At 66.8% G+C, this 20,354-nt stretch carries 16 protein-coding genes; 5 read left to right on the top strand and 11 right to left on the bottom strand.

Annotation, left to right across the window (positions count from 1 at the left end; all coding sequences use genetic code 11):
- Positions 1-120 precede the first annotated feature (120 nt).
- Positions 121-5,598: a CHAT domain-containing protein gene (locus tag AC3RCG_RS12005; RefSeq protein WP_492403873.1), complete on the top strand. Its 5,478-nt coding sequence runs from the start codon at positions 121-123 to the stop codon at positions 5,596-5,598.
- On the opposite strand, the gene AC3RCG_RS12000 is transcribed toward AC3RCG_RS12005, so the two are convergent.
- Positions 5,531-6,292, bottom strand: a complete 762-nt coding sequence (locus AC3RCG_RS12000) for a GNAT family N-acetyltransferase (RefSeq protein WP_070219538.1) — start codon at positions 6,290-6,292, stop codon at positions 5,531-5,533. The two genes, AC3RCG_RS12005 and AC3RCG_RS12000, sit on opposite strands and share 68 nt — an antisense overlap.
- 146 nt (positions 6,293-6,438) lie before the next feature.
- On the opposite strand from AC3RCG_RS12000, the gene AC3RCG_RS11995 reads away from it, so the two are divergent.
- Complete coding sequence (locus AC3RCG_RS11995) at positions 6,439-6,945, top strand: hypothetical protein (protein ID WP_492403875.1); 507 nt, start codon at positions 6,439-6,441, stop codon at positions 6,943-6,945.
- Here AC3RCG_RS11995 and fdhD read toward each other — a convergent pair.
- The 4 genes from fdhD to AC3RCG_RS11975 form a co-directional block, all read right to left on the bottom strand.
- The gene (gene fdhD / locus AC3RCG_RS11990; RefSeq protein ID WP_492403877.1) at positions 6,921-7,739 is read right to left on the bottom strand and encodes a formate dehydrogenase accessory sulfurtransferase FdhD; all 819 of its coding nucleotides are present in this window, start codon (positions 7,737-7,739) and stop codon (positions 6,921-6,923) included. The genes AC3RCG_RS11995 and fdhD overlap by 25 nt on opposite strands.
- Positions 7,740-7,815: 76 nt before the next feature.
- Positions 7,816-8,508, bottom strand: a complete 693-nt coding sequence (locus AC3RCG_RS11985; protein ID WP_492403879.1) for a hypothetical protein — start codon at positions 8,506-8,508, stop codon at positions 7,816-7,818.
- Between the two features lie 93 nt (positions 8,509-8,601).
- Positions 8,602-10,059, bottom strand: a complete 1,458-nt coding sequence (locus AC3RCG_RS11980; RefSeq protein WP_492404025.1) for a Ppx/GppA phosphatase family protein — start codon at positions 10,057-10,059, stop codon at positions 8,602-8,604.
- A 163-nt stretch (positions 10,060-10,222) separates the two neighbouring features.
- On the bottom strand, positions 10,223-11,305 hold the full coding sequence (locus tag AC3RCG_RS11975; protein ID WP_070219547.1) for a calcium:cation antiporter: 1,083 nt from the start codon (positions 11,303-11,305) through the stop codon (positions 10,223-10,225).
- Between the two features lie 294 nt (positions 11,306-11,599).
- On the opposite strand from AC3RCG_RS11975, the gene AC3RCG_RS11970 reads away from it, so the two are divergent.
- Positions 11,600-11,938 (top strand): hypothetical protein, encoded by a 339-nt coding sequence (locus tag AC3RCG_RS11970; RefSeq protein WP_121669128.1) that lies wholly within the window; start codon positions 11,600-11,602, stop codon positions 11,936-11,938.
- 16 nt (positions 11,939-11,954) lie between these two features.
- On the opposite strand, the gene AC3RCG_RS11965 is transcribed toward AC3RCG_RS11970, so the two are convergent.
- From AC3RCG_RS11965 to AC3RCG_RS11955, 3 genes are all read right to left on the bottom strand, one after another.
- Complete coding sequence (locus AC3RCG_RS11965; protein ID WP_492403881.1) at positions 11,955-12,923, bottom strand: IS1595 family transposase; 969 nt, start codon at positions 12,921-12,923, stop codon at positions 11,955-11,957.
- Between the two features lie 89 nt (positions 12,924-13,012).
- Positions 13,013-14,164, bottom strand: coding sequence for a GGDEF domain-containing protein (locus AC3RCG_RS11960; RefSeq protein WP_070222978.1), 1,152 nt, complete (start codon positions 14,162-14,164; stop codon positions 13,013-13,015).
- Between the two features lie 37 nt (positions 14,165-14,201).
- Entirely contained in the window at positions 14,202-14,477 is a 276-nt protein-coding gene (locus tag AC3RCG_RS11955; RefSeq protein ID WP_070222980.1) for a hypothetical protein, read from the bottom strand.
- A gap of 163 nt (positions 14,478-14,640) precedes the next feature.
- On the opposite strand from AC3RCG_RS11955, the gene AC3RCG_RS11950 reads away from it, so the two are divergent.
- Positions 14,641-15,417, top strand: a complete 777-nt coding sequence (locus AC3RCG_RS11950; RefSeq protein ID WP_492403882.1) for a spermine/spermidine synthase domain-containing protein — start codon at positions 14,641-14,643, stop codon at positions 15,415-15,417.
- A 153-nt stretch (positions 15,418-15,570) separates the two neighbouring features.
- Positions 15,571-18,456, top strand: a complete 2,886-nt coding sequence (locus tag AC3RCG_RS11945; RefSeq protein WP_492403883.1) for a bifunctional diguanylate cyclase/phosphodiesterase — start codon at positions 15,571-15,573, stop codon at positions 18,454-18,456.
- 16 nt (positions 18,457-18,472) lie between these two features.
- Here the strand turns inward: AC3RCG_RS11945 and AC3RCG_RS11940 are convergent, their stop codons facing one another.
- The 3 genes from AC3RCG_RS11940 to trhA form a co-directional block, all read right to left on the bottom strand.
- Positions 18,473-18,697, bottom strand: coding sequence for a hypothetical protein (locus AC3RCG_RS11940; RefSeq protein WP_070289679.1), 225 nt, complete (start codon positions 18,695-18,697; stop codon positions 18,473-18,475).
- Between the two features lie 22 nt (positions 18,698-18,719).
- Positions 18,720-19,601, bottom strand: coding sequence for a LysR substrate-binding domain-containing protein (locus AC3RCG_RS11935; RefSeq protein ID WP_492403884.1), 882 nt, complete (start codon positions 19,599-19,601; stop codon positions 18,720-18,722).
- A gap of 81 nt (positions 19,602-19,682) precedes the next feature.
- Entirely contained in the window at positions 19,683-20,300 is a 618-nt protein-coding gene (trhA, locus tag AC3RCG_RS11930) for a PAQR family membrane homeostasis protein TrhA (RefSeq protein WP_492403885.1), read from the bottom strand.
- Positions 20,301-20,354: the final 54 nt, after the last annotated feature.

Raw genomic sequence — 20,354 nt, 5'->3', positions numbered from 1 at the left:
GCCCTGCCGCGCCAGCCCTCCCAGCTTCTCCCCCTGCATTTCCACACATACTTGATCTGACACAACACGCATAGTCCGCGCAGGCATCAAGGTCAGCTTTTAACCAGTGATCCCAACCGCATGTCCAGCAATCCCCTTGCGCCGCCCGTGCTGCGCCTGACGCTCACGCGCGATCCCCTCGCCAGCGCCGGCGATTGCCCCGCCGCGCCCGGCTGGCACAGCGAAACCCACGTGCTGTCGAGCGCGCGCGGCATCGGCAGCTGCCGCATCGCCCTCGATATCGGCCCGGCCGACGTGGTGCAGCTGCTGCTGTGCGACGGCAGTTCGCTGCTGGCAGGCAGCCTGGACCTGCCACGCTACCTGGGGCCGGCCACGCTGGCGCGCGACGGCGCGCCCGCCAGCATCGAAGTGGGGCTGGCCCTGCGCCCGCAGGCGGCGCGCCCGCCGCCCGGCGCCAGCCGCGACGGCCTGGGCGCCTGGATGCTGCGGGCCGTGCGCGTGTACCGCTGCGGCGCCGCCGCCATGACGGCGCTGGCGGCGGCCGGCGCCTTCCAGGACCGCCAGCTGGAACAACGGCTGGGCCTGTACCGCTGCGGCATCGAGGCGGGCGGCATGACGGCCGTCGCCAGCCTGCCCGCCGGGCCGGAACCGGTGCTGCTGCTGTTGCACGGCACGGCCTCGTCGACCCAGCGCAGCTTTGCCGGCCTGTGGCGCAACGGCCTGGCGCCGCAACTGGCGGCGCAGTACGGCAACCGCATCTACGGCTATGAGCACCGCAGCCTCAGCGACAGTCCCATCGAGAACGCGCTGGCCCTCGTGCGCCAGTTGCCGCACGGCGCCGTGCTGCACCTGCTGACCCATTCGCGCGGCGGCCTGGTGGGCGAATTGCTGGCCCGGGCGCAGCGCATCGACAGCCGCGGCGCCGTCGACCTGGCCGGCGACGGCCTGGAGCGATTGAGCGAAAACACGGTGGGCGGCGAAGCGTTCAACAGCCACGATATCGAACACTTCACGGCACAGGCGCGGCTGGGCGGACGCGGCGGCTACGACGCGGATGCGGTGCGCCTGCGCGAATTGAGCGTGGAACTGAAAACACGCGCCATCCGCATCGCCCGTTTCGTGCGCGTGGCTTGCCCGTCGCGCGGCACCACCCTGATGTCGGGCCGCCTGGACCGCTGGGCCAGCGTGATGTTCAACCTGCTGCTGCACGGCGGCGTTCCCGACGGCGCCATGGCCTTCCTGCTGGCCGTGGTGCAGCAGCGCTGCGACGCGCGCATCCTGCCGGGACTGGAAGCGATGATGCCCGACTCGCCCCTGGTGGCGCTGCTCAACGCGCCCGACGTGCGCGTGGCCAGTCCGCTGCACGTGCTGGCCGGCGCGTGCAGCGGCGACGGCCTGCTGGGCTGGCTGGGCGACTGCCTCGACGACCAGCTGTACGGCGGGCAGAACGACCTGGTGGTCAATTGCGCCTCGATGGCCGGCGGCGCCACGCGCAGCACGCCCGTGCGGCAACTGCTGCTGCGCGGGCCGCACACGCACCACCTGAACTACTTCGAGCGCGCGCCATCGAGCCAGGCCGCCGTGCAGGCGCTCGCCGGCGACGAGACCGCCTACCAGCCGCTGCCCGGCATCGAGCACGGCCCGCTGGCGCGCGGCGGCGAAGTGCCGAAACGGCGCGCGCACGCGCCCATCGTGCTGCTGCTGCCCGACATCATGGGCAGCCACCTGCAAGTGGGCAGCAACCGCATCTGGTTCGACCCCGTCAACCTGGTCGAAGGGCGCATCGAACGCCTGGCCGTGGGCCAGCCGCACATCGTCAGCGCCGGCTGGCTCGAGTCCTGCTATGAACCGTTCGCCCGCTTTCTCGCGCAAAGCCAGGAAGTGCGGCCCTTTACCTATGACTGGCGCTTGTCGCTGCAGGAGTCGTGCCGCGCCTTCCTGCCCGTGCTCGACGACGCCATGCGCGATGCCGAACAGCGCGGCCAGCCCTTGCGCATCGTCGCCCACGGCATGGGTGGACTGGTGGCGCGCCTGGCCCTGAAGGACCGCTGGCAGCGCTTCGGCGCCCTGCCCGGCAGCCGATTGCTGCAGGTGGGCACGGCCAACCGTGGCACGCAGGCGATGGTGCAAGTGCTGCTGGGGCGTGACCGGCTGGTGCAGATGCTGGCCTGCTGGATCGGCTGGAAGCACACGCGGCGCCAGTTTCTCGGCTTCGTGCGCGCCTTTCCCGGCGTGCTCGACATGCTGCCGTGGCCGCAGGCGGGCGGCATCGATTATTTCGACGCCGGCGCCTGGGCGCAGCTGGCCACCGGCGACGCGCAAGCGGGCCTGCCCGGCGGCTGGCAGGCGCCCGAGGCGCCGGCGCTGGCCGCCGCGCGCGCCACCGTGGCGCTGCTGGAAGCGGCCCCGCTCGACGCGCGCCATTGCAGCTACCTGGCCGGCTGCGCCGACACGCCGGTGGCGCTGCGCCTGCGCGACGGCGCCATCGAGACGGCCTGGTCGCCGGACGGCGATGGCCGCACGGCCTGGCAAGGCGCGGTGCCGGACGGCGTGGCGGCCTGCTACCTGCCGGTGGCGCATGGCGACCTGCTGCTGCAAAAAGAATACTATCCGGCCATCGCGCAGCTGCTCGACGGCGGCCAGGGCGCCGCCCTGCCCCGGCACCCGCCGCACGTGCCTGGCGGCGCCCCGCCCCGCTTCCATCCCTACGTGCCCGACGCCACGCCGCTGTACCCGCAGCCGCAGGAACTGCTCGATGCGGCCATCGGCGCCGCCGGCCCCGCCAGCGCGCCGGAAAGCAGCGCGCCGCAGCTGAGCCTATCCGTCATCCACGGCAGCATGGCCTCGGCCGATGCGCCCGTCATGAGCGGCTGCTACGCGTCCGAATCGCTGCGCGGCAGCATGAGCTTTCTCGACCGCCTGCTGGCCGGCAAGCTGCAGGAAATCCACGCGCTCGGGCGCTTCCCGCAGCGTCCCGACTCCGCCCTCGTGGTGCTGCAGCCCGATGCGGCGCGCCGGCCCGGCGGCGCCATCGTCATCGGCCTGGGCGCGCTGGGCGAGCTGACGCCGGGCGAACTGGCGCGCGCCTTTGCCGGCGGCCTGCTCGAATACGCGTGCGTCTGCCTGCAGGTGCGCGCCGCCGGCCATGTGGCCACGCCGCCGATGGGCGAGCACGGCTTGCGCGTGGCCAGCCTGCTGTCCGGTTCCGGCTACGGCGGCTTGAGCATCGCCCTGTGCGCGCGGGCCCTGATCGACGGCGCGCGCAGCGCCAACCGGCGCCTCGAAGACGCGGGCATGACCTGCCGCATCGGCCATATCGCCATCTACGAACAGTCCGAGGCGCGCGCCATCGCCGCCGCCGTGGCCATCGAACAGATCATGGCCGAGGCGCGCTACCAGGGCAGCTTCACGTTCGAGCGGCGCATCCGCCACAGCCCCGGCGGCTACCGGCGCATTCTGCCCAGCCTGAGCGGCGATAACGGCTGGCGCCGCGTGCAGATCGTCGCCGCCGATCTGTCCGGCGCCCTGCGCTTCACCGTGCTGACGGACCGCGCCCACAACAGCGTCGACGAGGAGCCGAACCAGCGGCAAGCCGTCGATGGCCTGATCATGGATGCCACCGACAACACCACCGACCAGCCGGGCCTGTCGCGCGCGCTGTACGAACTGATGCTGCCCAATGGCCTGAAGGCGGCCATCCCCGAGATGCGCGGCCTGATCCTGGCCGTCGACCAGAGCGCCGCCATCTACCCGTGGGAGCTGATGCGCGACGAGGCGGGCAGCGAGGAAAGCCCCCTGTCGACGCGCATCGGCATGGTGCGCCAGCTGGCCAGCCTGCGCGAGCAGCCGCCGGCCGTCAGCCCGCCCAGCAACAGCGTGCTGGTGATCGGCGACACCGATTCCGGCCTGCCCGAGCTGCCCGCCGCGCAGGCCGAGGCGCAGGACGTGGCGCGCATGTTCGGCGCGTACGGCTACCAGGTACGCGAGCTGCTGCGCCCGCAGGCGCAGCGCGTGCTGGTGCACCTGTTCGACGAGAGCTATTTCGCCATCCACCTGGCCGGCCATGGCGAAGTGGCCGGCCCCGGCATCGCCCATACGGGCCTGGTGCTGGGACCGAAGACGCGGCTGACGGCGGCGCAGGTGGGGAAATTGAAGCGCGTGCCGCAATTCGTCTTCATCAATTGCTGCCACCTGGGCGACATGCGCCCGGACGCCATCGCGCCATGGTCGAAACTGGCCGCCAGCCTGGCCACGGCCTTCATTGAAATGGGTTCGCAGGCGGTGATCGCGGCCGGCTGGCGCATCGACGACCAGGCGGCCAGCATCTTCGCGCACAGCTTTTATCACGCCATGCTGAGCGGCGAATACTTCGGCGACGCCGTGCGCCTGGCGCGCGAGGCGGCGTATCTGCAGTTCCCCGCCTCGAACACCTGGGGCGCCTACCAGGCGTACGGCGACGACCGCTACCGCTTTCCGAACACGCAGAGCCGGCCCTGGCAAGCGCCCGATTACCACTACCACGGCCATTTGCTGGCCGACCTGGAAACCCTGCACGCGCGCCTGGCGGGCGCCGATCCTGCGCGCCGCGCGGCCATCGAGGAAAAGCTGGGCAGCATCGAGGAAGCCGTGCGCGCGCGCTTCTTCGGCTGCGCCGACATCCGCGAAAACATGGCCGCCACGCGCGCCGGTCTCGGTGGACTGGAGAACACCCTGCGCGCCATCGAACACTACCGGGCGGCGCACAGCGCGGCCGACGGCAAGGTGGGCTTGCGCGCGCTCGCGCACTGGGCGGAACTGGAGATACGCCAGGGCGCGGCCCTGTGCGGCCTCGATGCGGGCGCCGGCATCGAAGTGCCCGCCGTGCCCGACCCGGCCCAGGGACGCCAGCTGCTGCAGGATGGAAAACAGCATATCGACCTGCTGGTGGCGCTGGCGCCCACGGCGCAGCGCCTGGCCCTGCTGGGACGCTACTGGGCCTTGCAGGCGCGCCTGGCCTGCCGCGAAGGAAACTCCGGCGCATCGGCCCTGCGCGCCATGACGGACGCCTGCCTGGCCGCGCTGGAAGAAGCGCGGCGGCGCAGCGGCGCGGCCGACTGCGACCTGATTTTCCAGGCGCTGGCGGGCGCCCTGCTGCTGAAAGCCCATGGCGACGGCGGCGCCTGGCGCGCGCTCGATCCGCAGCTGGGCGACTTGCTGCACGACGCCATCGCCTATGCGCGCCAGCGCCACGCGGATGAACACCGCGCCATCGACGCCGGCGCCCCCGTGCGCGCCGCCCTGCTGGCGGCCCTGTGGCAGGCGCCGGACGGCCAGCCCTTCGACGCGCCCGCGCGCGCCGCCTTCCTGGCCCTGTACCACGACGCCGTGCGGCGCCACGGCAGCATCGGCGAACCCGAAACGATCACGGCGCCGCTGCGCTTCCTGCTCGAACTGCTGCCGCCCGACGGCGCGGAGACCGGCTTGCGCAGCGCCGTGCAGGCGCTGGCCAGCCAGCTGCAGGCCTCACTGCCCGGCGCGAGCCCTGGCAGCCTTAGCCAGGCACCACCCCGTAATGGCGCGCATAGCGCTCGTCCAGATTCGCCAGCGGCATCATCATGAACATGTCGGCGCTTTCGAAATCAGGGTCCCACGCCGGTTCGCCGCAAATCCAGGCGCCCGAACGCAGATAGCCCTTGATCAGCGGCGGCACTTGCGGCTTGTGCGCCGCTTCCACCTGGTGGATGGGGAAAGGCAGGTGCGGCGTGACGCGGTACTCGCTTGGGGCCATGTGCTTTTCCGCCAGCGCCTGGTACACGGCGACGGCGTTGTGGCCGCCATCGGCCAGGCTGATGCTGGCGCAGCCGACCAGGTAGTCGCAGCGCTCGCGGCGCATGTATTCGGCCAGGCCCGACCACAGCAGCATGATCACGCTGCCGCCCCGGTATTTCGGGTGGATGCAGGCGCGGCCCGCTTCGACCATGCGCCCGCGCAGGTTCTTCAGGCGGCTCAGGTCGAACTCGTTTTCCGCATACAGGCGGCCGATCTTGGCCGCCTTGGCCGCGCTCAGCACGCGGTAGGTGCCCACCACTTTCAGGGTGTCGGCGTCGCGCACGATCAGGTGATCGCAGTGCGCGTCGAATTCATCGCTGTCGAGGCCATCGGCGTTGGCCAGCGACGTCAATCCCATCGTCTCGATAAACACCTTGTAACGCAAACGCTGGACTTCGCGCAATTCCGCCGCCGTGGAGGCCTGGCTCAGCACCAGCTGGACCGGCCGGGCCTTGGCTTCGTTTGATGCGATTATGTTTTGCATGGTTTCATCCCCCTGTGATCAAGACGACTCCAGCGTACTTGCCTAATATGTCAGGAAAATGACAGCCGAATGTCATTTCCATGACGCAAGGCAATGCCATGTGGGGATCGTGCATAATTACCACACTCGCCCGGCCGAAAGAGCCCATGACAGACACCGACGCCGTCCACATCACGCCCTACACCAAGCCTGCCGCCGGCTGGGACGCCTTGAAACACGCGGCCATCAGCCTGCGCCAGGAGCGCGTCGCGCCCGGGAATCTGAAGGCGCTGCTGGCGCAAAACCAGCCGGACGGTTTCGATTGCCCCGGCTGCGCCTGGCCCGACCGCCACCACGCGTCCACGTTCGCCATTTGCGAAAACGGCGCCAAGGCCGTCGCCGCCAATGCAGCCGATATCGCCATGCTGGATTTTACGGATGGCGACATGGTCGATTTGATAGGCGGCTGGGACGATGGCGTGGCACGCCGGGCCGACGGTTTCCGGCTGGTCGCCTATGACATCCCGCGCGGCTGCCTGGGCGCCTACTACCCGGAGACGAATGCGCTGGTGCCGCCGGCCAGCACGGCCGACGGCGCCGGCACGCCGACGTCGAAGTCCGTGCCGGTGCTGCTACAAGCGGCGAATGTTCAGATGACGATATCCGGCGTGTAGTCCACGTACGCGTCCTGGCGGCAGAAACCCACCAGCTTCATGCCGGCCTGCGTGGCGATGGAAATGGCCAGCGAACTGGGGGCGGAAATCGTCGCCAGCAAGGGTATCTGCATGCGCGCCGCCTTGCGCGCCAGCTCGTAGCTGCCACGGCTGGACAGGAAGACGAAGCCGCGCCGCATGTCGATATCGTGCAGCGCCAGGTAGCCAATCAGCTTGTCGAGACCATTGTGCCGGCCGACATCCTCGAACACGTGCACGATGTCGCCGTCGGGCGTGCACCACGCGGCCGCGTGCACGCCGCCCGTTTCCCGCATCAGCGCCTGGTGCTCGCGCAAGCCGGCCGATGCGCGCGCCAGCGCGGCGGGCAAGTCGACGCGGATCAGGGACGGCGGCAGCGCCGCGGGCCGCAAATCGAGCATGTCGATGCTGTCGATGCCGCATACGCCGCAGCCCGTGCGGCCCGTCAGCTGGCGGCGCCGGTCCTTCAGGCGCACGAAATCCTCCTGCGCGATGTTCAAAGCCACTTCGGCGGAATCGGGACGCAGCAACACTTCGCAATCGAAGATGGCGGCAGCCGATGCCACCACGCCTTCCGTCAGCGCGAAACCGTAGGCAAACGCTTCCAGGTCGCGCGGGGTGGCCATCATGACGACGTGGGAAATGCCATTGAAGACCAGCGCGACGGGGATTTCCTCGGCGACGTGGTCGATGGCGGCAGTGGATTCGCCGCCGCAGTGGCGGACAATGGCGCGCTGGACGAAGCCGGCGCGTTCGATCTCTGTTTCTTCTGACATGGCAACCATGGGGAACTATCACAGGCCCCATGGTAAACCAGAACGGCCAGGCAGGGGGCGGCCCCTGCCCGCGCCATCAATCCTTCTTCGGACGGCCCGTTTTCAGCTGCGGCAAACCGGCCAGCACGTTTTGCAGCGTGGCCAGGTCGATCTGGCTGATCAGCGCCACGCCGATGCGCAGCAATTCGCTTTTCTTGATCTCGAATCCGGCCTTCAGGCAGGCTTTCTTGACCTGGCCCAGGACTTCGTATTCTGCTTCCGGCATGGTGAAGCTGTCACGCACCAGTTTCGGCTTGCGGGCTTTTTCCTTGACGACGGCGACCTTGGCGACCGGCGTTTTTTTCGCTGGCGCAGGCTTGGCGGCGGCCTTGGCAGCCGGTTTGACGGCGGTTTTCGCTGCCGGCTTGGCGGCGGGCTTTGCAGCAACCTTGGCCGCTGGCTTGGCAACGGTTTTTACTGCCGTCTTGGCGGCCGGCTTGGCAGCGGCCTTGGCGACAGGTTTGGCCACGACGGCCTTGGCCGCCGGCTTGGCGGCAGGCGCCTTGGCGGCGGCGGGCTTGGCGGCCACAGGTTTCGCAGCGGCCGGTTTGGCGGCCACTGGCTTGACGGCGGCCTTGGCCACCGGCTTGGCTGCCGGCTTCGCGGCGGGCTTCACTGCAGGCTTGGCAGCCGGTGCGGCCTTGGCCGCTGCCGCGTTGATCGATGCGCTTGTCGGGAACATCGATACGGGCGCGCTGTCGGCCTTTTTCGCTGGGGTGGTTTTGGTCATGAATTCTCCAATCTAGTAAATAATATAAACAATATATACTGTTTTTTGAAATCTTGCTTGCTGCACATCAAGTCATGCGCATGCCATGACCTTCTAGGCGCTGGCGCGGATGGTGAAATCGACCCCGACCTCATCCCAGAATTCCTGCTCCTTCTCGATCCAGAACGACACGGTGGGATGGTGCGCCACCCAGCCGCGCTTGATGTCGAGTTCGATGCGGCTCTTCATGCGCAGGCGCAGTTCGCTGAAATCGGCCTCGATGCGCGCATGCATGAGCAGAATCGACAGGCGCAGCGCCAGCACGGCCTTGGCGAAATCGGGGTCGGACAGCACCTCGCCGATCTTGCGCAAGTTGCCCTTCTGCGCCAGGATCAGCCGGCTCATGGTCTTCTGTTCGCGCGTGGTAAAACCGGGCAAGTCCGCATTTTCCACGATGTAGGATGCGTGCTTGTGATAGCCCGTCTGCGACACGGCCAGACCCACCTCGTGCAGCAGGCTGCTCCAGCGCAGGCATTTCACGAGGGCATCGGACGTGGGCTTGAGCTGCGCGTACATGGCCAGCGCCTGCTCGGCCACCCGGCCGGCGCGCTGCTGGTCGATATGGAATTTCTCCATGCAGCCCTGCACCGACTGTTCGCGGCGGTCGCGCTTGGTCGAACGCAGGTACAGGTCCCACATCACGCCCATGCGCAAACCCGCCTCGATCGGCGTCATGGCGGGAATGGCCAGTTCGCGGAACAAGCCGATCAGGATGGCCAGGCCGCCGACGATGGTGCTGGCGCGGTCGGGGCGCAAGCCCGGCATGTCGATGCGGCTGGTATGACCGATTTCGATGAAGCGGCGCGCCAGCGCATCGAGGCTGACGCTGGTGAGCAAGCCGTCACCAAGCTTGTTGCGGGCGATGATGTCGGCGATGGTGCGGATGGTGCCGGAAGAGCCGTAAGCCGTCTTCCAGTGCTGCGGATGGTACGGCGGCGCGGCATCCTCGAAATGGCTGCGCGCCGACAGAATGGCCGCCTCGAACGACGGCGCGTCGATGCGTCCGCCGATGAAGAACGACAAGCTTTGCTTGACCGTGCCCAGGCTGAAGGATTCGACGCGTTCGATATCGTTGCCGCGCCCCAGTATCAGTTCGGTCGAACCGCCGCCGATATCCATCACCAGCCGGCGTTCGCCGGGAATGGCCAGCGCATTGGCCACGCCCATGTAAATCAGGCGGCCCTCTTCCTCGCCCGAGATGATCTCGATCGGGTAGCCGATGGCTTGCTCGGCCAGCGGCAGGAAGACGGCGCCGTTGCGTGCCACGCGCATGGCCGACGTGGCCACCACGCGCACGGCATCGAGTTCGAAGCCGGCGAGAATGGCGCGAAAGCGCTGCAGGCAGGCCAGTGCGCCCTGCATGGCCGCTTCGGTCAGGTCGCCATTGGCGTCCAGGCCTGCGGCCAGGCGTATCGGATCGCGCACGCTCTTGACCACGCGGATGGTGTCGCCATCATGCTTGCCGACGTGTAAACGAAAACTGTTGGACCCCAGGTCCACCGCTGCATACATACTGGCCTCTTGTCTTGTCATGACTGTGCCAACTGAAAAAGTTGGCAAATTCAGTTGCTAAACTATATAAATCATTTAAACGATTTAAAAATCCTACCACACTACCCTCATCGTATGACAGCGGCGTGACAGGATTGTGACAAAACGGCAGCCGTGCGGCAGCTTATGGGACGATGGTGGTAAAGAGATACACGGCGAAAATCACCAGGTGCACCGTGCCCTGCATGACCGTGGTGCGGCCCGTGCCCAGAGACAGGGTAGCGACCATCAGCGACAGCAGCAACAGCACCGTCGACTTGATATCGAGGCCCAGCGTAATCGTCAGGCCCGTGGCCAGCGACACCACCACCACGGCCGGAATAGTCAGGCCGATGCTGGCCAGCGCGGAGCCGAGCGCCAGGTTCAAGCTCGTTTGCAGGCGGTTCGCGCGCGCGGCGCGCACGGCAGCCAGGCCTTCGGGCAGCAGCACGATGGCGGCGATGACGATGCCGACCAGGGTTTTCGGCGCGCCCATGGCGGCAATGGCCGTCTCCAGCGCGGGCGCCAGCGACTTGGCCAGCAGCACCACGGCGCCCAGGCACACCAGCAGCGCACCGGCACTGACCCAGGCGACGGTGGGCGTGGGCGGCGCCGCATGCACCTCTTCATCGCCGACGGCTTCCTTGGGCAGGAAGTAATCGCGGTGACGTACCGTCTGCACCAGCACGAAAGTGCCGTACAGGACCAGCGAGATGACGGCGATGAAAATGAGCTGGCTGGAATTGTAGTAAGGGCCGGCGGCGCTCGACGTGTAGTTCGGCAGCACCAGCGTCAAAATGGCGATGGCCGCCAGGGTGGCCAGCGACGCGCTCACGCCCAGCAAGCCGAAGGTCTGCTCGCGGTGGCGCCCGGCGCCCAGCAGCAGGCAGATGCCGACGATACCGTTCAAAATGATCATGATGGCGGCAAACACGGTGTCGCGCGCCAGCCCCGTCGTTTCCGGTCCGCCGGCCAGCATCAGCGAGACGATCAGCGCCACCTCGATCAGGGTCACGGCCAGCGCCAGCACGAGGGTGCCATACGGTTCGCCGATGCGGTGCGCGACCACTTCCGCGTGGTACACGGCGGCCAGCACGCTGCCGATCAGGCCAGCCACCAGCAGGATCTGATAGGCGCCGCCGAGATTGAGGGTGGAACCGAACAGGAACAGCCAGCCGGCAAGCGGGGCGGCAAGCGGCCATACAGGCAGGGATTTGAGCATTTTCATTATGAGCCTGGCAAGAGTAAAAAAAGAGGGGCGCGGTGCGGACGGCAAAGGACAGCCTGGCGTGCATGCCACAGCATAACTTGCCTAGCTTAAATGCAAGTTAGGGAATACACATCTCGAGTGACGGCGACCCGCGCCTGACCCGCCTTTCAATCACCTTGCCACAGTGCACCTGCTTGCTACCAGTAACTATAGTCCCTTTGGTAACATGTCGTTGCAATTTTCTTGTCTTTTTGCTTGCTGCCGCCGTCATAATGCAGGGTCCGCCTTCCGGGCACCGACCAAGGACAAACCATGATTTCCATAAACAGCACAGCCATGCGCGCGTTCTTCTTCGCGGGCAGCCTGCTGTGCGCCGCCGCGCACGCGGACACACCGCCGGCGCAGGCAGCGCAGGTTGACGCCAACTGGGCCACTGCGCCCGCGCCTGCCCCGGAGGCACGCTGGCAAGACAGCCTGCCGCCCGCGCCGCCCGTGGCGCCACGCGAAGAAAAGATACTGCCCAAGAGCGAATGGCTCAGCGTCGAGCCGATGAAGGCGCCTGACCGGCGCTGCGATCCGGGCCTCGATGCCCTGTTCTTGCCCAAGGAATGCGGCAAGGAACCCAGCTGGCTGGGCTCGCGCAAAAAATAATCCGGTTTAGATATGGCTATGTCACCGTCAAATGTGGGAACTCGCCCAGTGTTGCCTTCAATAATGTTTCTGGGGAGCGGATGCGCCCGGCGTCGAGTATCCAGCGCCAGCCCAGGTAATTCGGCAGGTAGCGCGTCGCCACGCCGTGAAAGGGGCCTAGCCAAGCCCGCAAGCGGCTGTGATACGCGTTGACGTTCTGCACGTGGGCGGCGCCCTGCACGCGGATGCCGGCGCCCACATTGACGGCCTGGTGACTGATGCCCGCTTCACGCGCGAAGGCGCGATAGGCAGCGTGGTCATCGGTGACCAGCAAGATGTCCTTGTCGATCACGGGCGGCAGGCAGGCATGCAGCTGCGCCTTGGTCAGCGCCCCTTTTCCCGCGACGAAATCGCGGGTTTGTCCCGTGCGGTCGCGCGCCACCAGGATGCAGACTTGTTCACTGGAAATGCCGCGCTTGTGGGCATGGCCGCCACGGCGGCGCGCCGGACGCGTCAGATGCCGCGCGCCCTTTTCCGATTCCAGCACATACAGCTCATCCGCTTCGGCGATGCCATGCAGGCAATGGGGCCGGTCCGTCTTGGCCAGGCTTAAAAACCGGTGGCGCCAGCGAAAGGCGGTGTTGCGGTGCACGCCCAGCTGGCTTGCCGCCTTGCGCACGGAAGCCGATTCGAGCAGGCAATCGGCGTAGTCGAGCCACAAGGTCTTGTGGCGCAAGCGGGCCAGCGGTGTGCCGGTGAGCGCATTGAAGGTGCGCCCGCACGGCACGCAGCGGTAGCGCTGCAGTCCGTGCGCATGACCGTGCCGGTGCGCATGGCTGCTGTTGCAGGCGGGACAGTGTAACCGCTGCCGGGCCACGCTTTCGATCAGTGCCACGGCGGCGTTCTGCGATCCTGCCCCGCGCAGCAGAGCAGTGCTCGCCAAACGCTGGCGACGGCTCAGTGCGGCGAACTGGGCGATGAAGGTTTTCCATTCGGCTGACTGCATGAAAGGCTCCCGTTTGTCTGATATGTACAGTCAGACAGCAGGGGCTGGGGAAGATTCCTGAACTTCCCCTACTTAGCGGGAACAGAGCCTTAGATATCGAGGGTGCTGGCGCCCTGCGCTTCCACCACCCTGTTGCGGCCCGCCTGCTTGGCCGCCTGCAGCGCCTCATCGGCCCGCTTGAACAGGCTGACGGTGCTGTCTTCGGCGCGGATGGTGGTCACGCCCAGGCTGGCCGTCAGCTGCAGCACGGCACGCTCCGTCTTGACGGGCAGCGCTTCGACGGCGGCGCGGATGCGTTCGGCCACCATCAGCGCATCGGCCAGGGTCGTGCGCGGCAGCTGGATGGCGAATTCGGCGCCGCCCAGGCGGCCCATCAGGTCGCTGTCGCGCAGCTGCTGGCGGCAGGTGTCGACGATGGTTTTGAGCACCGCGTCGCCCACCGGATGTCCATAGCTGTCGTTGACTCTTTTGAAGTGGTCGATATTGAGCACCACCAGCGCCGTCGGCAAGCCGGGCCGGCGCGCCAGCGCCATCCACGGCGCCAGCGCCTGGTAAAAGCCGCGCCGGTTCGGCACGCCCGTGGCCGCGTCGAGCACTTCCAGGCGCGCCAGCTCGCCGCCCAGTTTTTCACGCGACAGCAGCAGATAGCCGAAGGCGTTCGTCAGCATCATCAGGTACAGGGCGCCGAAGCCGGCCAGCTGCATCAGCTCCGCATCGAAACCGGGAACGGTGGCGGCAAGCACGCCGCGCGCGGCGATCAGCAAGGACAGCACGCCCATGCTGACGACGAGGAAGCGGCGCAGCATGCTCGCCTCGCGCCATTTCAGGCACAGGGCGGCCACGCCGGCGAGGAAAAAGCCGGCCACGATGAGCGAGCCGCCGGCGCTGCGCAGCAGCGGCGCCACGTCGAACAGGTAGCAGGCGGCAAACAGGGCCACCGACAGGCCCAGCGCCGGCAAGACATAACGTCGCCAGCCGCCGCGCCCGGCCGCCTGCCACAGCGCGCCCGCATCGAGCGCCATGCCGGCAAACAGCAGGCTGTTGCCGAGCAGGATGGAGAGGAAATCGGGCAGCACGCCGCGGAAATACAGCAGGCACCAGGCGATGGCCTGGCATTGCTTGGCCACCGCCCAGGTGGACATGCTGAGCGACTTTTTGCGCTCGTATTCGAAGAAAAACAGGGCCGCGCACAGGCTCAGGTTGCCGAGCGCCAGGGCCAGTACCAGGGTCTTGATATCCATGGGCTACGCCATCGCCGCGAATCCGCGGCACGCTGTGTCAGATTTCGTGTTCGACATTGGTGCTGCCGTCGCCGATCTTGCTGGCCCACGCCTGCACGAAATACTGCTTTTCCACGTCGCTGGGCGCTTCGTGCCAGAACACGATGAGGGTGCCCTTGTGGTCGTGGATCTGCGCCACTTTTTCAATGAAGCCGACATTGCCGGCCTGGTCCGCCAGCGCCGCCGCGTAGCCGTACACGCGCGTCAGCCGCTCGATGCGGTCAGGCTCCGTAAAACTGTTCGTCGCCGTAATGATGGGGTGATCCAAAAACATGCTTGTCTCCATGGTGCCCGACTGCGCGGCCGTGCCGCCGCGCGCCGTATATCTGCATATACGCATGCTCGGCGCGGATTAATCGGGTATGCTCACGGGAGCTTATCAGATTTCTCTGAATGCAACAAAGCATCTTCCCCAGTCCACTCAGCGAAGTCGTCCCATGCCGGAACACAGAAGCACCACCCCACTTGCCCCGCAGGTGCATACCTGTGGCGACCGGCGCCGCCTGGAATTCCAGCCCGGCATGATCCAGAGCGAAATGCTGCTGTCGCGCCCCGACCATCTGCTGCTGCGCTATGCGCGCGCCATGATGTGCTTTACCCTGTTCGTGCCGCGCCCGCGGCACATCCTGATGGTGGGCCTGGGCGGCGGTTCGCTGCTGAAATTCTGCCACCGCCACCTGCCCGACACGCGCATCACGGTACTGGAACTGCGCGCCGACGTGATCGCCCTGCGCGAGCAGTTCATGCTGCCGCCCGACGATGCACGCCTGCGCATCATCGAGACGGATGCCATCAGCTATATCCGCCAGCATCCGGGCTGCGCCGATGTGCTACTGCTCGACGGCTACGACGAAACGGGCTTGCCGCCCGCCCTCGGCAGCGCGCGCTTCTATGCGGACTGCCTGCGCGCCCTGCTGCCCGGCGGCGTGCTGGCGGCCAACCTGTTCAGTTATGACGAGCACTATCCCGCCATGCTGGCGCGCCTGATGCTCACCTTCCGCGGCGCCGTCTGTCACTTCGACGGCATCGCCGGCAACAACCGCATCATCTTCGCCGCCAAGCCTGAGCAAGGCCAAGGCGCCGACGGCCGCGCCGTGCGCGTCGTGCGCCTGGTGCGCTGGCGCCGCGTATGCGGCCTGGCTTTCCTGAACCGGCTGCTGCCGGCATGGCAACTGTGGCGTTTGCGCCGGCAATCAGGCGCACGCGACAACTGATAGTCGTCCGCCATGGCCATCTATATTGTTGCTTATTAGCAGCGATCTGGTACAAAATTCGCATGATGGATGTGGTTTATGACAAACTACGGCCTGCGCGGGCCGGCAGGTGCTGCCGAGCAATTGTGTCCATGAAGTGAGATAGGAAAAACCATGCTGCGTGGCCGCCTGCCATTGTCGATTTCCGCCGCGGCCGCGCTGACCTTCGCCTGCGGCGTCAGCGTGACGGCCGTGCTGTTCGCCGCCATCAGCCAGCTCGAATACGACAAGATGAGCCTGAGCCTGCAGCAACGCGCCGGCGCCAGGGTGGCCGCCATCGAGCAGGGACTCGACGACGCGGTCGAGGTACTGACCACGACGAACCAGCTGTTTGCCGCCGTCGTGCCCGTCACGCGCGAACAGTTCCACGACTTCACCACGCCGCTGCTGCAGCGCCACCCGTTCATCCAGGCCTTTAATTTCCACCGCATCGTGCCGCATGCGCAGCGCGCGGCATTCGAAGCCGAGCTGCGGCGCATCGTGCCCGACTACGCCATGATGGAAATGCGCGACGGCGTCATCGTGCCCGCGACGACGCGGGCCAGCTACATGGTGGTCGACTATCTCGAACCCTTGCAGGGCAACCGCCCCGCCTTCGGCCTGAACGTCAGCCCGAGCGGCATGCTGGCGCGCGCGCTGGAACAATCGATCATCAGCGGCCAGACCACCGCCACAGGCCTGCTGACCCTGGCGCAGGGACCGCAGCAGGGCTTCGTCATCGTACGGCCCGTGTACCGCCACGGCGTGCCCCTGCAAACGGTGCAGCAGCGGCGCGCGGCGCTGATCGGCGATACGGCGGCCATCGTGCGCGCCGGAGAACTGGTGCAGAAAATCCTCGCCGGTGCCGACCTGCTGGGCGACCCGCAGCTTGAACTGAGCGTCTATGCCGACGCCGGCGCCGACCCGCGCCAGTTGATCTTCCGGCACGGCCAGGCGCCTGCCGACGAAGCGGGCGTCACCTGGGAGGTGCTGCCGCGCTGGCTGCACTTTGCTTACCACAGCCATTATGACCGTGCCTTTTTTTCCGCCGGCCGGCCCTGGCACGTGCGCGTGGTGGCCCATCCGCGGCCCTTCCTGGCCGACCACCTGGGCTCGCTATTCACCGTGATCATGGGCTTGCTGTTCAGCTTGCTGACGGCCGCCTTCGTGCAATCGCTGACGCAGCGCTCGCGCCGCGTGCAGCTGCTGGTGGAGCAGCGCACTGCCGACCTCAAGCGCAGCAACGAGCTGCTCAGCGCCGACGTGCGCGCGCGCCAGCGCACGGAGCGCGCCCTGCAGGAAAGCGAAAAGCGCTTCCGCCGCCTGCTGGCCTTGTCCTCGGACTGGTACTGGGAGCAGGACGCCAACTTCTGCTTCACCCACATCACCAGCGGCTTCACGGACAAGTCGAACATGCCGCTGGAACGCTTCATCGGCATGACGCGCTGGGACAACAACCCGGAGATGCGCAATTCGCGCTGGGGCAAGCAGCATATCGCCAATCTGGAAGCCCACCTGCCCTTTTCCAACCTCGAATATGCGATGCACGACCGCAATGGCCAGCTGCGCTGGTTCAGCGTCAATGGCGAACCGCTGTTCAACGAGTTCGGCGAATTTCGCGGCTACCGGGGCACGGGTTCCGAAATCACGGAACGCAAGCTGGCCGAGCAGCAAATCCAGCACATCGCCCACCACGACGTGCTGACGGGCTTGCCCAACCGCGCCCTGCTGCGCGACCGCCTGGCGCAAGCGATGGCCCTGTCTCGCCGCAAGAACCGCGCGCTGTGGGTGCTGTTGATCGACCTCGACCGCTTCAAGTTCGTCAACGACAGCCTCGGTCACAAGGCCGGCGACCTGCTGCTGAAAACCATCGCCACGCGCCTGCAGGCCAGCCTGCGCGAAACCGATACGGTGGCGCGCCTGTCGGGCGACGAATTCGTCGCCATCCTGTGCGAACAGGCCGACGAAGCGCTCAGCGCCGCCATCGTGCAGCGCGTGATGGATGCCGTGGCCCAGCCGGTATTGCTGGATGGCAAGGAATTCTTCGTCACCTGCAGCATCGGCGTAGCCGTCTACGACATCTCGCGCTACGACGCTCCCGGCGACGTGACCCTGAACGGCGAGACGCAGAACCTGATCGAGCAGGCCGACATCGCCATGTACTGCGCCAAGAAACAGGGCCGCAACAACATCAAGTTCTACACGACGGCCATGAACCAGGCCACCCTGGAGCGCCTGCGCATCGAGACGGCGCTGCGCAACGCCCTGGAGCGCGAACAGTTCGTGCTGCATTACCAGCCGCAGCTGGACCTGGCCAGCGGGCGCATCGTCGGCGTGGAAGCGCTGCTGCGCTGGCAGCATCCGGACCTGGGCATGGTGGCGCCGCAGCGCTTCATCGCGCTGGCGGAAGATACGGGCCTGATCGTGCCGATCGGCGCCTGGGTCATGCGCGAGGCGTGCGCGCAGGTGAAACGCTGGCATGCGGCGGGGCTGGACACGCTGCGCCTGGCCGTGAACCTGTCGGCGCGCCAGTTCAACGAGCCGAACCTGGTCGCCTCGATCGCCGAAGTGCTGCTGGAAACGGGCCTGCCGCCCGCCTGCCTGGAACTGGAACTGACGGAAAGCCTGTTCATGCACGATGTGGCGCTGGCCGTCAGCCAGCTGCACGACATGAAGGCACTGGGAGTGCAGCTGTCGATCGACGACTTCGGCACCGGCTATTCCAGCTTCGCCTACCTGCGCACCTTCCCCATCGACGTACTGAAGATCGACCGCAGTTTCGTCGGCGACGTGGCGCGCGACGCGGACGACGCAGCCATCGTCGTCTCCATCATCGCCCTGGCGCACAATCTGAAACTGCGCGTGGTGGCCGAAGGCGTGGAAACGGCCGAGCAGCTCGATTACCTGCGTCAGCACGGCTGCGACGAGGCGCAAGGCTATTACTTCAGTCACCCGCTGCCTGCGCACGAGGTGGAACTGCTGCTGCGGGCCGAAACGAAGGAAGCGAACGCTGCGGCCTGACGCGCGTGCGCGCAGGCTAGCCGGCCGGCAGTCTGGCGAGCAGCGCCAGTTCCTCCCAGTCGTCAGCGAGGCCGGCTGCCGCCAGAAACTCCGCCACGCCCTCGCTGGCATCGATGTCGGGCGCGCTGCCCGGCTCGGCCCACAGGTTGTCGCATTCGGTGCAAACGACCACCTCCTGCCCCGTTTTTCTGACTTTCGCAAGAATCAGGTCGCCGTATTCGCCGCAGGTGGGACACTGCATGCCCTTCTCGTTCATGCCCGGCCTACAGCTTGTGCTGCAGGAATTCGAGAAAGCAGCTGATGCGCTGCGCCAGCTGCGTGTTGCGGTAGTAGACAGCATGGATCTGCTGGCGGTAGCCCGTGTAGAACGGCTGCAGCACTTTCACCAGGCGACCGGCGGCGATGTCGTCCTTCGTCATGAAGTCGGACAGGCAGACGATGCCCTGGTCGTGCAGGGCCAGCTGGCGCAGGGTTTCGCCGCTGGAGGCGGCCAGCGCGGGCACGATCTGCAGGCTGTTGCCGGCTTCGTGACGCAGCGGCCAGTTATTCCCCAGGTCGTACTGGGCAAAGCCCAGCAGCGCATGGCCGGCCAGCGCTTCCGGCGTGGCCGGTTCGCCGTGGCGCGCCAGATAGGCGGGCGTGGCCAGCACGTGCAGCGGGCTGGCAGTCAGCGCGCGCGCATGCAGGGTCGAGTCGACCAGGGCGCCGATGCGGATGGCGATATCGGTACGGTGCTCGAGCAGGTCAGCGATCTGGTCGTTGCTGGTCAGCTCCAGGCGGATCTCCGGATACATGGCGCGAAATTCGGCCACGTGGGGCACCACGCAGTGGAGCATGAAGGGCGAAGCGGCATCGACGGACAGCCGCCCGGCCGGCTTCTGGCGGCGGATGCGGATCGACTCTTCCACGTCTTCCATCGAGGCGAGGATGGCGCGCGCCTTGTCGAGGAACAGCTGTCCCTCTTCCGTCAGTTCCATGCGCCGCGTGGTGCGCGTCAGCAGCGAGGTGGCCAGCTTGTCTTCGAGCCGCGACAGCGCGCGGCTGACGCCGGAGGTGGTTTGTCCCAGGTGCACGGCGGCCGCGCTCAGGGTGCCGCTGTCGATGACGGTGACGAAGATTTTCAGGTCGTCCGAGTTGATGTCCATTCTTGCCCTTGTTTCACAGATCAGGGCATTATAATGGATTACAGGCAATAGTCAGCGAGGGTGGCCCGGCTGCGCGCTACGTCAGGCAACGTAGAACAAAATGGCGATAAAGTGGCAACTGCTGCCGGCCAGCACGAACAGGTGCCAGATGCCGTGTCCATGGCGCAGCTTGTGGTCGGTGGCGTAGAAGGCGATGCCGCCCGTGTAGCACAGCCCGCCCGCCACCAGCCACAGGAAGCCGTTCCACTCGAGCGCCGCCAGCAGCGGCTTGATGCCGATGACGATCAGCCAGCCCATGGCCACGTAAATCACCAGCGACAGGATGCGCGCGCCTTTTGCGTACACATATTCCTGCACGATGCCAAACAGCGCCAGGCCCCAGACGACGCCGAACAGCGACCAGCCCCACGGCCCGCGCAAGGTCACCAGCATGAAGGGCGTGTAGGTTCCCGCGATGAGCAGATAGATGGCGCAATGGTCGAGCCGCTGCAGCACGGCCTTGGCCTTGCCGCGCACGCTGTGGTACAGGGTGGAAGTGAGGTACAGGGTCAGCAGCATGGCCGCATACACGCTGCAGCTGACGATTTTCCAGGGGTCGCCCGTGCGCGCCGCCACGACGATCAGGATGACGCCGCCGATGGCCGCCAGCGCGGCGCCCACCGTATGGGAAATGCTGTTGAACCGTTCACCGTGGTACATGCTTGACCGCCCGCTGCGTTAAAAACAGGCTCATCCTACACGCTTGGGGAGATC

The organism is Janthinobacterium sp. GW823-FHT01H08, from assembly GCF_058797855.1.
This window is presented reverse-complemented; position numbering and strand designations above follow the sequence as displayed.